Genomic DNA, 13,915 nt, shown 5'->3' on the forward strand with positions numbered 1-13,915 from the left:
ATCGGGCTCATGACTGGGCCTCCATGCATGCAGCGTGCCGCGCCTGTTGACGGGTCCAGACGCCGCGGCAGATGCGATTGCCGGGCGTGCTGCAGTCGTAGCGCCAGCGCTTCGGCTGGCCGGCCGCGTCCCACTGGTAAGGCTCCCAGCCCGATCCCTCGCGCTTGAGGCTGGTCATGAAGCGATAGCCCAGCAGCGCCTGGCAGGCGGGGGCGAACTGCCCGGCCAGCAGCCGCGTGCGCATCGGGCTAGCGCGCCAGGCGCCGATCCCGTACTGGTAGGTGAAGTCCAGGTAGAGGTCGTATTCCGCTTGGTACAGGGCCACGCCCGGCAGGCTGGCTCGGAACATGGCCTCGTCCTTGGAGGTGTGGCTGCGCACCAGCTGCAGCGCGCGCTCGCGGGTGATCGGTGGGTCCGACAGCTGCACGGGCGTGCCGTCCTCGTAGACCGTGGAGCCGTGGCCGATGGTCGGGCGGTCACCCTGCGTCGGGATGTGCGGGTCAGACCGGAAGCCCTCAACGCCCAGCGTGGCCAGCAGCCCAGCCGCCGAGATGGTGAGCGCGGCGACGGCGGTGCGCGGGGCCTTGCTCACAACACCCCCATGTCGGTTGGAGAGGTATCTGGCTCGTCATGCACTGGCCGGAGCGGGATGCCAGTCTTGCGCATCAGTTCCATGCGAAGCGCGTGCTCTGCAGCTTCCTCTTGCCGGCTGGCAGTGGCACGCCTGCTGGCCTCCCGCCTGTAGTACCAGTTCACCAAGGTGCCCAGAAGCGCAATGCAGATGCCCAGCAAGCCTATGGCTTGGGAAGAAGCGAGCCAGCCGAGAAAGCCGACGACAGCCCCGCCGCCGGTGGTGCGACTGCCTGCCGTTGCGAGCGTGTCGAGGGTTTCAGTTTTCATGGCCCCGATGATTCCGGGGCTGGGCCGCGCTGGCGAACCCTACACGGGGGCCGCAGGCCAGCCGACCGCGACATCGATCTGGGACAGGGCTAGAGAGTCGTCGGCCACAGCGTCGATCTGGTCTTCGATGCGCTGTCGGGTGCCCGTCAGCAGGCCGTGCACTTGGCGGTATGCGTCATCCTTGGCCCGGATGCGCTCGGCCAGCACCAGGCGGTCCAGCCCGCGCGCCAGCGCTGCAGCGTCGATCCACGGCGTTGCGGCTGCGGGGTCAGCCCCGAGCGCCCTCGCCTCCTCCGTCTGCACAGGCCACGATTCCCGCTCGCTGAGCGGGTAGCCGGCCGCGATGACTTGCATGCGGCGCCGGTACTCTGCGGCCAGGGCCAGACGCAGGCCTGCCGCGATCTCGACTGCAGGCCGCAGCTCGGCAGGTAGCGGCACGCCGCCAGCCGCCAGCCATGCGCGGTATTCGATGACATCTGGATTCGGCGGCACTCCGAGTGGAGGGTCTGCAAGGGGGATTGACATGCGCACGCCGTCACGAAACCTGTAAACAAACCCTTCTCCAGTGAATTGATACTCTGTCATATATATTGACCGCCAGAATTTTTAACCCCAGCCGCATTGCCAGGGAAAAATGTTTCGCCTGCCCCGTTGGTATTGATCACAGAATTTCCGGATACGTTGTATCTACTGCCAGTTGCCGTCCCTGAGAATGTTGGGACAATCATGCGTGCATATGAGAGCGCCCCCGCACGAATAAACGCATCGGAGAACGCGAGGCTACCCGAAAGAGTAAATGCAACCGCAGTCGCATCCAGATTTGCTTGATCGAGATTGCCAAAAGCAGGAGCAGATCCGGCGATCTGACAACTATCAGTAATAATGATCTGTGCACGGGCTGCAGCAGCTATGTGCGCATAGCCGCATGCGCCGAATATGAGATTCGAGCCTGTTACCGTGGCCCCTGTGCTCGCCACGAGGCCTGACACCCCACTCGTCTGCAGCCGCATGTTGCTGACATTGATCTTTGCTGAATCAGTAGCGGTTATGCAGCTACCAGACGACAGGGATATCACCACATTTCCTGGACTCGCAGCATTGCCATTGATTACAAGAGACCCGTTTATATACCCAGACGCCACGGATGCTGCGGAATAAGTGCCATCGCCAAGCTGTATTGTCACTGTGAGGCGATTGAAATCAAAAAGCAGCGCAGTCGATACAGCCTTTTGCAGCGTTGCAAACGCCCCGCCCGCCGTATTGCTCAGCCCAGTATTGCTGTCGCTGCCATCGGTGCGGACGTAGTAGGTGCGCGCAGCGGTGAGCAGCTCGCGCACGCCGGGCAGCGTGTCGCCCGTGGGTAGCTCGCGGATGCTGCCGCTGACGTTGACCAGGGGACGCCGAGAAGCCATGTCAGGCCAGCACGATGGGGAGCTGCGACTGGAAGTTCACCGAGGTCGCGCTCGTGGCATAGCCGATGTTCTGGACCACGTTCCCAGTGGCAGAGGGAACCGTTGCGGCGCCCTTCCCTGCCGTCGTCTGCAGGAAGACAGGGCCCGGCGTCTGCGCGGTGACCTGGGTGTTGGTGCCCTCGAAATAGACCGTGGCTGCAGCAGCGCTGGCAACTGCGGCGAGCACGAATCCATGAGCCTCCTTGCCCGTGATGGTTGCGTCAGCCTTGCGCGCGGCAAAGGCGCCCGCGTTGCTCCAGATGTTGACGTAGTCGCCCGCGGCCAGGGCCTCGCTCGCGGTGATGGATGCTGTGTCTGCGCCGATACCCACGGGCATCAGGCTCATGTCCAGCCGGCCCGTGCTGTCCAGCGCGGGGATGTCGCCATCGTTGCTAGCCCCCGTGGAGACCACAACGCCGGAGACGCGGGTCAAGATGCCGTTGATGAGGCGGATGAAAGTCTTGGCAGCCATGGTGGCCTCCTATGCAAGGGTGATGGGTGGGTTGATGTCGATGAGGACGCGGGTGGCGGACAGGGCCTCCCCGATGACTTGGGAGAACAGCGCGCCGGGCGGCAATGCCTGGGCCAGTTGGCCGGCCAGCCCGACCAGCACCGGGCCGGGCGCCCAGGACCAGCCGCTGTGCTCCAGCACAAAGCCGGTCTGCACTACGGCGTCATCGCCGGGGCTGTATGCATCGGCCACCACACCCAGCACGGCGCCGCGGTGCGCGGGATTGGTCGCGTCAGCCGCGATGAGCTCGCCCTGGGCGTTGCAGGCCACCACGCTGTGGCCGCTGATCGGCAGCGGGCCAACTTTGACCGTAATGGCGTCGCCGGCTGGGCCTGCCGGGCCGCGCTTGCCCTCGGGACCGGGAATGCCCCGCGTCACGACGACCTGTGGCGGCGCCGGCTGCTGCACCACAACGGTCTTGCCGCCCTCCTGCTTCACCACGATAGAAGTCTGCCGCTCGATGACGGCGGACGAGGGTTCGGAAGAGACGACGGTGGTCACCGGGTGCCCTCCGGGTACAGGGCGAAACGCAACTCGTACTGCCGCTCCACGTCACCGCTGGGGCGCGTGACCTCGATCTGGCCGATGCAGGAGGTCCAGCCGGGCGCAATGGGTCCGTACACAAAGGCAGCGGTCTGCTCTGCCGTCATCAGCAGGCGCAGCCAGGCGTCGTCCAGCTCAATCCCGCCATTGGCCGTGCTCAGCTCCAGCAGCACCTCCGGGTCATCGATCTCGCGCCGCAGCTGCATGCGGGCCGTGCAGCCGGTGTAGTCCTCTGGCACCTTGTCGGCATCGGGCACCGGGTCGCCGCTGCAGGCCTTCACCACCCCATCGCATTCTTCGCGCACGGGATACGCCACGCTGTAGCGCTCCAGGGCCGTGCGGAAGGTCGCGCCCTGATAGATGGTGAAGTCGAGGCATGCCGGGGTTGTCATGCCCCGCAGTGTTCCCGGCAGGGCTGCTGGAGGCGAACCCTAGCCGGGGGCGGTCAGCCGTCGCTGCTCTTGATGGCCACGGAGTTCAAGCCGGCCATGGCCTGGCCCGCGACTTGGCTGTGCGTGTTGGCGTTGGCGGCGGCCAGTTGCGTGATGGCCGCCTGCATGCTCTGCATGCTGGACTGCTGCACGGTCTGGGCACGCATGCGCGCATCGGCGTAGCTCACGTTCACATCCGCCTTGGAGCGGTAGAAGGTGGCTGCCATCTGCGCGTAGCTGACGGCCGCGGACGTCTGGGCCTGGTAGGCCATGAGCTTCTGGCGGTCGCCTTCGAGCTGCGTGCGCGCCAGCTCGCCACGTGCGGCCACGATCTGCCCGTACTCGCGCAGCGCCATCTCGTGCACACGCGCCCGGGAATCGTTGGTGATCGCGGCGGCCCGCACCACCTCGACCTTGGCGTCGATGCCGGCACGATAGGTCTGGATGGCCTGGCCGTCTGCCCGAACCTGGGCATCGTACACGCGCACCTGCAGCTCCTGGCCCTCCAGCGCGGCGCGGTAGCCGGTCCACTCGGTAGCCTTGGACTGGACCTCGGTGGCCCGGGTCTGCACCTGGGCCTGGAACAGTTCCAGCTTGAGCTTCTCCAGCCCGGCCCTGCTGACGATGGCATCAATGCGCGCACGGTAGACGTTCGCCAGGGACTGCAGCGACTCCATGCGGGCACGGTAGACGTTGACCTTGGCCATGTCCACCTGGGTCAGCGCCTGCAGGGCATCGACTTCGGCCTTGTACAGATCGATGGCCGCCATCGCGCCCCTAAGCCGCACCTCGTACAGCGCGACCTGCGCACGCCAGGCCTCCAACTTGGCGCCAAAGGCCTTGACCGCGATGTTGTAGGCCTCCACGGCCATGCCCGCCACGGCCTTGGCGTGCTCCAGCGCCTGCCCGTTGATCTGCACCAAGTTACCGTGGTAGCTGAGCATGGCCGCGAGCACGGACTGGCGCAGGTTCAGCGAGGTGCTGATGGCGAACTGCAGGTTGGCCTGCTCCATCTCGGCCTGCTTCACTACCAATTCGATGTTGGCGCGGGCCACGTTGTCGGCAGCGGCCTGGCGGGCCTTGGCAGTCGCTGACAGCAGCGCGCCCGGTGGCAGCGTGTAACCCCTGTCTGCAGCGTCGGCCCAAGCGGCATCGCGCGCGCGCCGGTACTCGCCGAGGTTCCGATCCTTGGCCCGCTCCATCACCGCGCGCTCGACATCCCCGCTGAAACCGGAACCGCCGGCCATCAGCTGGGACAGGCGCAGCTCCATGGTCTCCATGCTGGAGCGGTAGCGCGGGCAGTACCTGGCCAGCATGGCGTCCAGCTGGCCGTCCAGCACAGACATCATCGCGGCGCTGGCCCCGCGCAGCGTGGTCTCCAGCTGCACCGCCAGATCCGTGGGCTCCTCGGCGTCGAACACGGGCGCAGCAGAATCAAACACCGGCAGCACGATGGTGGGCTTGTCAGGTGGGGCCCGGTCCTGGATCTGCGGCTCAGGGATCAGTGGGTTGATGAGCTGGTCAGGCGGGTCCGGGAACTCATAGCTCGTGTTGATCGAGGGCGCAGAGATGGAGAAGTCCGCCAGCGCCGCTGGTGTGGAGGGCATCGTGATGGTGGGCACCATCGCCGTAGCCGCCGGCAGTCCGCTGATGTCGATGGGGCCGATATCTTGGAACTGCGGCGCCGCGCCCGGCGCCTGGGGCAGTTGGAAATCCACCCCCGCAAACTCCGGTACCTGCTGCAGCACGGGTGGCTCCAGCGGCTGATCGATGGGATCCAACTGCGGGTCAGGCTGCAGGTAGCCGATGCCCGTGATCATGTTGCTCACGTCCTGCAGCGCCTGGCGCGAGTCCGCCAGCACTTCGGCCGCAAAGCCGCGCTGGTCGTCGATGATTTCTTCTACAGATGCCATGGTCAGATCCTCCGTGTCTTGTTCACGACCTCGGCCTCGAGGTCGTCAATGGTCAGCGCGCCCCGGCCCGATAGCTCCAGGGCGTAGTACCGGGCGTCCAGCCCCCTGCCGAACTTCTGGCGGTAGTTCTGGGCGCTGGAGCCGCGCGGGGTGTCGTAGGGGTAGCGCTCCTGGCACTTCTCGCCCACGGCCACGGTGAAGCGACTGCAGGGCGGCATGCGGCCGCCGACGTAGCAGCTGATCCACGCCTTGCGCTGCGCGCTGCCGAAGTCCGTTGTGCCGGTGTGCAGGTGCCACGCGATGGGCTGGCCGGCGTCCGTATCGCCACCGAGGAAGTACAGGCCATTGGCGGCCATGGCCACGTAGCGCCCGCGCCAGCGCACGACCCGGATGAACGGGAAAGCCGTGTAGCGCGTTACCTCGTTGCCGCCGGTCTCCAGGCTGGTGCGCAGGTTGATCGCATATGCCTCGTGCACCACTGGCACCTCGGCCGTGGCCACCAGGAAGGCGCGCGCGGCAGGCGCCACGAGCACGATGTCAGCCCAGCCGCCGGCAATCGCCGCAGGCGCAATCAGGTCAAAGCTGGCCGTGGCCTCGCCATGAGCCTCCAGCTTTGCCACGGGCATGGGGCACACGAGATGGATCTGCGCCAGCCCTTCGGTGGTGGCCTCCAGGCTCACAACGGCGGCCGGGGCCAGCAACTCGATGCGGGCGCCTCCCACGAAATCGACGCGCGCCGCCGGCGCCATGAGCGCGATCTGCGCCAGGCCCTCCACCGTCGCTTCGAGCAGGACCTGCGGCACGGGGCAAACCAGCTCAATACGCGCGAGTTCGCTGACCGTGGCCTGCAGGCTCACGACGGGGGAAGGCGCAACGAGAGCGATCTGAGTGCCACCAACCAACAGCGCTGTTGCCGCAGGGGCGACCAGCTCTAAGCGGTTCGCCGCGTCAGATCCTGTCAGCGCCACGCGCGCGGCAGGCGCCACCAGCTCGACACGAGCCCCAGCATGCAATTCGGCTCGGGCCACCGGTGCGATCAGGTCGAACCGCGCGAGCCCTTCGACTGTGGCCACCATCTCCAGCACCGGGGTGGGGCAAACGAGCTCGATCTCGTTCAGGATCTCTTCTGCGTAATCCGACGCAAAAGCGGCACGGTGCCAGTCCTCAGTGATGTCCATGCCCTGCCAGAGCCCAGGGACCAGCGGCAACAGGACTGCCACCCGCGCTGGCCGCGGAAAGTCACCCACTTCATCCGGTGCCTCCCAGTGGCACCAGACCATGTATTGGGTAGCAGGGTCCGGGATCAGTCCGCCAAGATCGTACCGGTCTGGGTCCGCCTGCAACGAAGCGCCCGTTTCGTTGATCTTGTAATAAAAGCGCCGCACGCGCTCGGGCGGCTGCTTGATATGCCGGAGCGCCAGTGGGTCCAGGTCGTAGTAGCCCTCGTATGCGGGATTATTGATGTCAGGCTCGGGGCGATATCCAAAGCGCAGACCCAGATAATCCTGCAGGGAGGCCTTGTAGAGAGCAACCCCCGAATAGACAGCGGTGCCATCGTCATACACCTCATAGACGTGCACCTGCGCCTGCCAGGTCTCTGGGTCGCCTGGTGGCGAGTAATAGTTCTCCTCGCGGCTGAGGTACGCGTATCCGGCAAGTTCGGCCATGGCTGTGCTCAGAGAAGGCGGACGGGATCGAGCCGGAAACCGGCCTCCTCGCCCAGCGTGAATTTGTCGGGACCGGGAGTGATGACCTTGCCCTTGCGCTGCATGGCAATCAGAGGTTCGCGGTCAGGCGCCCCGGTCAGGGCCAAGTCGTCATAGAACGTCGAAAGAGGCGGCTCACGGTGCACTGCGCCCGCGGGCGACGCGCAAATTACGAACTCACCCGGCCGGCGCACCGCGACGCTGCGGTAGTGCATCGTGTCCGTGCTCATGTTCGGTGGCGGTAGCCTCACGTGCCCTGTGAAAATGTCGCGTCCAAACAAATAACCCTGGCACCGCGCCTGCAGCCTCACCGAATAGGGCACGAGGTCGGTCCCGTTGAAGGGCTGCGTGTACTGCGCCGTCACCGCCGCCAGTGCACCCCAGCGCCCATCGATGTCTCGCAGGCTCAGCGTCTGCCGGCTGGAGTTCGAAGACTCAGTGGTGCTCACCGTTGCAGGTGGAGGATTCGGTGCAGGGTATGCCTGGGAATATGAATACGCCCATTGCCGAGTCCGAGTCACATCGTTGAAGTCGCTGGCGAGTTCAAGCGACATCAGCGCTTGCCCGTTGACCGTGATGGTCTCGGTGGTCTTGCTTGTGGAGCCTGCGCTGTAAACGTTGCTGAAAGATCCACTACCGGTGTAATGCTCCACCACCGGAAACACGCTGCCGTTGTAATAGTGCGTGTACTGGAATTGGCTCTTTCCCACTTCCTCGGCATAGCTCAGCGATTCGGAAAAGCGGACGCGTTCAACCAGCAGTTCCGTCCCATCAGGGGCCATATCCAGCCCCAGGATGTGAACGACACGCTCAGTGGTCCTGGTGCGCGAGTACCCCGAAGAACTGCTGTTGGACCGCGCGAAGGTGTTGTATTCGTCGATCGGGTAGTTCTCAGCATCGTGGAAGTCGTTGGCCAAGCTCCCTGGAAAATAGGATGAATCGGCAGGGTTGTGTCTTTGCTCGTTGACGCTGGTGAAGGGCTCATCGGGCGTGGAGACCAGCAGCCCCAATTCAAACTGGGCACCCAAATCACCATTGCTGTCACGGGCCAGCGTGCCACGCAGCGCATACCGAGGCTTCCCGAAACTGACCACCTCCACGCCGCCCACGACTTCGCGTGTCAGCGTCTCCAGCATCGTGATGCAGTGAGTGCCGATCCCGTCAAAGAAGAACGGCTGCGTGATCGCCAGCTCCATGTCGGCGGGCACTTCCCAGCGTGCGAACTCTTCGGTGTGCGCTAGGCCGTCGTCGTCCTTGATCTTGGGGTCCACACGATAGAGCACCACCTGCTGATCCCCGATGGTGCCGCTGGCCCCGGCCTCGTAGGCAGCGTGGACCAAATACTTCGCCGTGCTGCCCTGGGGCAGAGAGGCCTTGAAGATGGCGCAACCGCTCAGCTCACGGGCCACCTTGATGCGTGCACCGTTGCGGAAGATCTCCGCCTTGGCGCCGCTGCCTGCATGCTGGGCTCCCGTGATTGCATACCGGAAGCCGTTGCCGTGGTCATAGGTCAGCACATCCTTGTGGTCGTCGCTGATCCAGTCGTGAGGCCCCGCCTGCAGGTCCACGTTCTCCTTGCGGCGTAGCCCTTTGTCCGAGGCATTCAGAGTCATGGCACACAAGGGAGAAATCTCCTGACCATCCCTCTGGTGCACGCCCAGGCCATGGTCCAGGCTCGTCGGCCAAACCAGATAGTCCCAGCGCCCGCCCTGGATCTCGATCCATGCGTCATCGCCAGCGATGGTCACGCGCACCAGCATATCCAGCAGCTCGTAGCGCTGCGTGATGTGGCGAAACCCAGCTGCCCGCAGGGTGCTCACGCGCCCCCGCGCGAAGGGCAGCAGCTTGGCCTCTTCGGCGCCGCCCAGTAGCAGGTGTTCGCGCTCCGTCCCCATGGCCTGCCCGCCCTCGCCCTACTGCGCCGGAATCATGTACGAGAACGAATCGATGGTGATGGGCTGGCCAACCACCACAGTGAGCGTCGAGAACTTGCCTTCGCCTGAACCCACTGCCGCAGCACCGTCAACGCGGGGAAGCAGCACCGATGCGGAGCCATCGTCTGCTCCGTTGCCGACGAACCGGAACCAGCCGATGGTGCCGGCGGCCAGGCCGGTGAACTTCCAGACCGCCGATGCCGGCTTGAGCACGCCGCCATTGGCCGGCGTGTCCAGGACCAGGCCATTCGTGGGCGAACCCGCAACCCAGGGGTCACCGTTCAACGTGGCACGGCCAAGCAGCGTACCCGTGGGAGCTGCATCAGCGGTGACGGGCTGCGGTCCGCTGTAGACCAGGATGCAGCCGCCATTGAGCGCGCCGGCAAAGCCCGTGGTGCCAGCCTGCGCATTGCGCAGGGCCGTGGAGAGTTTGAGAGTCATGGCGATACCTCGCGTCGTTGGTTGAAAGGAGTGCCGCCCGCGTGCAGGCAGCTGATGAAACGGACCTGGCCTTCCAGCTCGAGCACGGCCGCGCCAGCCTGCAGGCCGGGCGCCACGCTCACGCGCGAGGCGGTCAGGTTGGTGAATTCGGGGAACTGGCACAGGCCGCGCTGAGACCAGATGAGCGTCCGCTTGCCGTCCAGCGCCCAGGGCAGGCCCGGGACCGTGCCGTAGTCGGCCAGCAGGGCCAGGCCCTCGGGCGTGTAGGCGTGCATGGCGCGATCGGTGGCCGCCACCAGGCCGGCGTCGTTCGGCGCCAGGGCGTGCACGCGACCGGGCACCATGAAGAAGCCTTCGGAGAGATTCCAGAGGTGCGCCGCCAGAGGTTCACTGCGCCACACGACTGTCTTGTCGTCCTCGGGCAGGTACTGGGCGGCGAAAATACGGCCGCGCCATTCGGCGATCACGTCCACGCCCAAAGGCAGCGGGTCCAGGCCATCGGTCAGCAGCTCCTGGCCCAGCGCCTCGGGCGGCTGCGCCCAGACAGCAGCAGGACCAGCAGCACCAAAGGCCAACTGAAATGCGGTGCTGTCGGCCGGTGCCACGTAGACGCGCGTCACGCAGCCGGGCAGCTGCTCAATGCCGCTGATCTGCAGTGCAGCGCCCTGCTCCACCACAACCTCGGCCGCCGTGCTGGCCGGCGTCTCCCGGCCGTCGGGCATGACGAACGTGGCGCAGACACGGTACTGGCCCGCCGGCAACTGGCCGCCCTCACCCACCAGCACCCGCGGCTCGGCCGGCACGGGCAGGCGCCAGGGCAGCACCTCGCTCTCGGCAGTCACGATGCCCGCAGCGTAGCCAGCCACGTACAGCACCTGGTCGTTGATCTCGGCCCACCACGCATCGCGGCCCAGGCCCTGCGCCATGGGGCGCACCGTAATGTCATCCAGCACCTGCCGCAGTTCGCCGCCGTCGATCACGTACAGGCGGGTCTCATCCTTGGTGGCGTAAATGCCAGTCGGTGCGCCAGCCTGGGCCAACGCATATCCGGCACGCCGCTGCACCCCGCCCGACTCCGTCACATCGACGTTGTCGGCACGGGTGAACCACGACAGACCGAGCCGGATGGGGTCGGAGACGTTGTTCAAGCCTCGGAAGGAGCGGATTGGGTCCATGCACCGCAGTTTCTCGGGTGCGAGTTATTTGGTCGAACCCTGCCGGGGGGGGGGGATGCCGTCGAAAAAAACCCGCTCATCAAGCGGGCTGGAGATATTGGGTTAGTTCCCTGACTGCAACCGTTGATCAACAGGTATAAGCAATCGAATAGCATTAGAAACTTGCGACAGTATGTATACAGCTATATCCAGAGGAGGCTCTATGACGGACTCTTCGCCCTGCCCATGACGATAATAGTGAACGCCGTTAACAAACTCCTTCAGTGATTTCATTATGGCAGAGGCCATATTCTTATGTGCATCATCAATACATCCTGACAAAACCAGAGGCTCCAACCTTGTCTCAATCATTCTGCCATTCAGATTTTGGGCCTCAGGAACCATCAGTTTTGCCAATATTTCAATTGCCTCAAAGGCAGACCTGGCAGCCGATTTTGTATCAACTACTGGCCCATCCAAAAACGCGTATGCCTTCTCCAGGGAGTGAGCAACATTTGTGTATCTTGGAGCACCTAGGCCGGACACAGCAGCAGCCCTGGCGCCCTCAAATTCCGAATCAACAAAATAATGGACGCCACATCTTTCATCTAACTGATAGCCCATCGATTCAGTTGAAAATGCGGCTGACACAAAGGAATGCCACTTTTCTGCAACCATTTCACCAGGGTAAGACCTTCTGCCAATATCTACATTCCGTCGTTTAACAAAAAATGTCCACGTACTCGTTATGCAGTCCAATACATCAGCAATGCTGGCCGTCAAGAACCAGCTTTTTATCTCATAAATTGTGGATCCGTTAATAGAAACGCCAACATCGAGCGCGAAATGCGCCTTGATCTCAAATGTATAGTCTTCGGCAATATCGCCAAAGGCTTGGGAGATTTTTACCCGAAATCTACTCGAATCATTTAGTGGCGCGCTGGGCCGAAGATAATTTAAGGAAAATGGCAAACCTACTGCCGCATCATTCATTGAATTCATGCACTCCTCCACAAACATATTAATCAACTAAGAAAAACCTCAATACTTGATAACCAGTTTTGCCAAATCCAATTCAAGGTTCATCATGGCAGGACACTTCGAAAGCTCCTTGCAGCGAGCGCAAGCGCAACACGATGTGGCAGCGCGACGGAATGTAACACTTCACCCGACAACACAAAAATATCGCTTTTGCTATACTGCGGCTGTCCCTGCAGTTACGGGGGCCTGGGTTTGGCGACCCGGCAGTCAAGGCGCAGAGCAACAGCCGCGCCACATAGGTAGCGGCTTTTTTTGTCTGCGCAGCATGGATCCGTTTACGGCGGGCCGTGCGGGGACACGCGCAAGCGTGTGCCGGATCCTTGACCCGGTTCGCCAACCTCGCACGGTCTGCCACCCTCATTTGGCGATGCGGGTGGCAGGTATCAACCTGTCGTCAAGGAGCCTCTCATGGCTGGCACTTCCACTCGCGCGCTCGCGCAGACCCTCTCCTTTCGCACCACCGCGCTCAACGTTGTTGACCGTGATGGCCAACGCTGGCTCCAGGCTGCGGACATTGCACGCGCCCTTGGCTACGCCCGCGAAGACTCGATCAGCCGCATCTTCGACCGCCGCGCAGACGAGTTCACGCCGGCTATGTCCCAGACCGTCAAATTGACGGTCTCGCAGAATGGCGGGCAGCTGCAACGCGAAACCCGCATCTTCTCCCTGCGCGGCGCTCACCTCATCGCCATGTTTGCGCGCACCGATGTGGCCAAGGAATTCAGGCGCTGGGTGCTGGACATCCTGGATACAGAGGTCGCCAGCAGGCATGTGCCTGCACGTGCGCAAGCAGCGCGCCTATCCCATGAGCAGGTCCAGGAGATCACCGTCCGCCTGGAAAGACTGAAGGCCATGTTCAACCCGCTGGGCGATCCATTTTCGGATGCACTCGGCGTGCACCGGGCATTGCGGGGCCTCCACCCCAAGCTCGGCATGAGGGAGCCGGGATACCTGCAGCTCCTGCCCCACTGATCAAGCCTCCCGACCTGTGCCACAGCCCGCGCTGCGGGCTTTTTCTTCGCCATGCATTCTCTGTCTCCCGCTTCCCGAACCCATCGCGCCGCCGCCATCGTCAACTGGCTGACCTCCCGCTGGAAATCAGGCCCTGTCGTCCGCATCGCTCCCACTGCCCGGCATCTGCCATTCCCTGCGCCCGACGATGCGCGCGGCCTGCATTGGAATGGGACTGTCCACCTGGTAGCGAATCAGGCGCCTGATTCCCTGGCGCAGACGCTGGCCCATGAGGCCGTTGGCCATTACGGCCTGCGCGCCATGCTCGGGAAAGAGTGGCCGCATTTCATGAGGCATATCCAACTGGGCCTGCAGGCGGGTGATCCTGGCCTGCGCACGCTGCAGCGCCACATCCGAGCGGCATATGTGGACGAAGCCGGCAGGTTTTGCCTCAGCCCCAGGCAGGAAGCCGATGAGATTGCGGCCTATGCGGCCGAGGAGCTGTTGTGCCTGCAGTCCGGGCGCATCCGGCCAGGGCGACCCCTGGCCCAGGCTATCGAAGCATGGAAGGGGCGTGCGCTCCGCGAGGGGTTGCTGCTGGAGCGCGGGGTGTCGCGGCAAGAGCTGGAGGGCGCCCTCCTCCTGGCGGCACAGCGCATGGAGGGCGGGCCGCTCGGCCCGGTGAGGAGATGGATTGGACGCCGGCAGATGCGTTCGGCTACCATCGCGCTCATGAGAGACCTAAACAAACCTCCAATGAGCCTTGAGGAATCCGAACGCCTACTCAAGGCCGAGGAGGATCGATTGCATAGGAAGGGAGAGACTAAAGGCTTTTTGGCAGGGATTGGATTGATAGTCTCATTCCCTCTGCTCCTTGCCTGCATTGGGATAATGATTTGGGGATTGATTAGCCTTTTTGCTCGATAAAAGATATTGGCG

The 13,915-nt window shown here is 63.7% G+C and carries 15 protein-coding genes; 2 read left to right on the forward strand and 13 right to left on the reverse strand.

Going from position 1 to position 13,915, the window contains the following annotated elements:
- Positions 1 to 7 precede the first annotated feature (7 nt).
- The 13 genes from IB269_RS16330 to IB269_RS16390 form a co-directional block, all read right to left on the reverse strand.
- On the reverse strand, positions 8 to 592 hold the full coding sequence (locus tag IB269_RS16330; RefSeq protein WP_192367681.1) for a glycoside hydrolase family protein: 585 nt from the start codon (positions 590 to 592) through the stop codon (positions 8 to 10).
- On the reverse strand, positions 589 to 900 hold the full coding sequence (locus tag IB269_RS16335; protein WP_016453337.1) for a holin: 312 nt from the start codon (positions 898 to 900) through the stop codon (positions 589 to 591). The genes IB269_RS16330 and IB269_RS16335 overlap by 4 nt, the downstream gene beginning before the upstream one ends.
- Before the next feature lie 39 nt (positions 901 to 939).
- Positions 940 to 1,392: a hypothetical protein gene (locus tag IB269_RS16340; RefSeq protein WP_318652165.1), complete on the reverse strand. Its 453-nt coding sequence runs from the start codon at positions 1,390 to 1,392 to the stop codon at positions 940 to 942.
- A gap of 89 nt (positions 1,393 to 1,481) precedes the next feature.
- Positions 1,482 to 2,312, reverse strand: coding sequence for a hypothetical protein (locus IB269_RS16345; protein ID WP_192367683.1), 831 nt, complete (start codon positions 2,310 to 2,312; stop codon positions 1,482 to 1,484).
- Between the two features lies 1 nt (position 2,313).
- The gene (locus tag IB269_RS16350) at positions 2,314 to 2,823 is read right to left on the reverse strand and encodes a hypothetical protein (protein ID WP_096916489.1); all 510 of its coding nucleotides are present in this window, start codon (positions 2,821 to 2,823) and stop codon (positions 2,314 to 2,316) included.
- A gap of 9 nt (positions 2,824 to 2,832) precedes the next feature.
- Positions 2,833 to 3,363 carry a hypothetical protein gene (locus tag IB269_RS16355; protein ID WP_192367684.1) on the reverse strand — a complete coding sequence of 177 codons (531 nt, stop codon included), beginning with the start codon at positions 3,361 to 3,363 and terminating at the stop codon, positions 2,833 to 2,835.
- Positions 3,360 to 3,797 (reverse strand): hypothetical protein, encoded by a 438-nt coding sequence (locus IB269_RS16360; RefSeq protein ID WP_192367685.1) that lies wholly within the window; start codon positions 3,795 to 3,797, stop codon positions 3,360 to 3,362. The genes IB269_RS16355 and IB269_RS16360 overlap by 4 nt, the downstream gene beginning before the upstream one ends.
- Positions 3,798 to 3,850: 53 nt before the next feature.
- Complete coding sequence (locus IB269_RS16365) at positions 3,851 to 5,749, reverse strand: hypothetical protein (protein WP_192367686.1); 1,899 nt, start codon at positions 5,747 to 5,749, stop codon at positions 3,851 to 3,853.
- A 2-nt stretch (positions 5,750 to 5,751) separates the two neighbouring features.
- Entirely contained in the window at positions 5,752 to 7,416 is a 1,665-nt protein-coding gene (locus tag IB269_RS16370) for a hypothetical protein (protein WP_043821061.1), read from the reverse strand.
- Between the two features lie 8 nt (positions 7,417 to 7,424).
- Positions 7,425 to 9,350, reverse strand: a complete 1,926-nt coding sequence (locus tag IB269_RS16375; protein WP_192367687.1) for a hypothetical protein — start codon at positions 9,348 to 9,350, stop codon at positions 7,425 to 7,427.
- A gap of 18 nt (positions 9,351 to 9,368) precedes the next feature.
- Positions 9,369 to 9,830 (reverse strand): hypothetical protein, encoded by a 462-nt coding sequence (locus IB269_RS16380; protein ID WP_052155296.1) that lies wholly within the window; start codon positions 9,828 to 9,830, stop codon positions 9,369 to 9,371.
- Positions 9,827 to 11,005 (reverse strand): hypothetical protein, encoded by a 1,179-nt coding sequence (locus tag IB269_RS16385; protein ID WP_192367688.1) that lies wholly within the window; start codon positions 11,003 to 11,005, stop codon positions 9,827 to 9,829. Before IB269_RS16385 ends, IB269_RS16380 begins: the two co-directional genes overlap by 4 nt.
- Positions 11,006 to 11,107: 102 nt before the next feature.
- A complete protein-coding gene (locus IB269_RS16390) occupies positions 11,108 to 11,986 on the reverse strand; it encodes a hypothetical protein (RefSeq protein ID WP_192367689.1) in 879 nt (292 codons plus the stop codon).
- A 447-nt stretch (positions 11,987 to 12,433) separates the two neighbouring features.
- Between IB269_RS16390 and IB269_RS16395 the strand changes: the two genes are divergently transcribed.
- Both IB269_RS16395 and IB269_RS16400 read left to right on the forward strand, forming a co-directional pair.
- Complete coding sequence (locus IB269_RS16395; protein ID WP_192367690.1) at positions 12,434 to 12,997, forward strand: Bro-N domain-containing protein; 564 nt, start codon at positions 12,434 to 12,436, stop codon at positions 12,995 to 12,997.
- 51 nt (positions 12,998 to 13,048) lie between these two features.
- The gene (locus IB269_RS16400; protein ID WP_192367691.1) at positions 13,049 to 13,903 is read left to right on the forward strand and encodes a hypothetical protein; all 855 of its coding nucleotides are present in this window, start codon (positions 13,049 to 13,051) and stop codon (positions 13,901 to 13,903) included.
- The last annotated feature ends 12 nt before the right edge of the window (positions 13,904 to 13,915 follow it).

The sequence above is a fragment of the Delftia sp. DLF01 genome (assembly GCF_014852125.1).
Classification (GTDB): domain Bacteria; phylum Pseudomonadota; class Gammaproteobacteria; order Burkholderiales; family Burkholderiaceae_C; genus Comamonas; species Comamonas acidovorans.

What these genes read in the sequence shown, in the direction of transcription:
- IB269_RS16335 (WP_016453337.1), bottom strand. Translation starts at nt 900, where the DNA reads ATGAAAACTGAAACCCTCGACACGCTCGCAACGGCAGGCAGTCGCACC.
- IB269_RS16385 (WP_192367688.1), bottom strand. Translation starts at nt 11,005, where the DNA reads ATGGACCCAATCCGCTCCTTCCGAGGCTTGAACAACGTCTCCGACCCC.
- IB269_RS16380 (WP_052155296.1), bottom strand. Translation starts at nt 9,830, where the DNA reads ATGACTCTCAAACTCTCCACGGCCCTGCGCAATGCGCAGGCTGGCACC.
- IB269_RS16360 (WP_192367685.1), bottom strand. Translation starts at nt 3,797, where the DNA reads ATGACAACCCCGGCATGCCTCGACTTCACCATCTATCAGGGCGCGACC.
- IB269_RS16345 (WP_192367683.1), bottom strand. Translation starts at nt 2,312, where the DNA reads ATGGCTTCTCGGCGTCCCCTGGTCAACGTCAGCGGCAGCATCCGCGAG.
- IB269_RS16400 (WP_192367691.1), top strand. Translation starts at nt 13,049, where the DNA reads ATGCATTCTCTGTCTCCCGCTTCCCGAACCCATCGCGCCGCCGCCATC.
- IB269_RS16370 (WP_043821061.1), bottom strand. Translation starts at nt 7,416, where the DNA reads ATGGCCGAACTTGCCGGATACGCGTACCTCAGCCGCGAGGAGAACTAT.
- IB269_RS16365 (WP_192367686.1), bottom strand. Translation starts at nt 5,749, where the DNA reads ATGGCATCTGTAGAAGAAATCATCGACGACCAGCGCGGCTTTGCGGCC.
- IB269_RS16350 (WP_096916489.1), bottom strand. Translation starts at nt 2,823, where the DNA reads ATGGCTGCCAAGACTTTCATCCGCCTCATCAACGGCATCTTGACCCGC.
- IB269_RS16375 (WP_192367687.1), bottom strand. Translation starts at nt 9,350, where the DNA reads ATGGGGACGGAGCGCGAACACCTGCTACTGGGCGGCGCCGAAGAGGCC.
- IB269_RS16395 (WP_192367690.1), top strand. Translation starts at nt 12,434, where the DNA reads ATGGCTGGCACTTCCACTCGCGCGCTCGCGCAGACCCTCTCCTTTCGC.
- IB269_RS16390 (WP_192367689.1), bottom strand. Translation starts at nt 11,986, where the DNA reads ATGAATTCAATGAATGATGCGGCAGTAGGTTTGCCATTTTCCTTAAAT.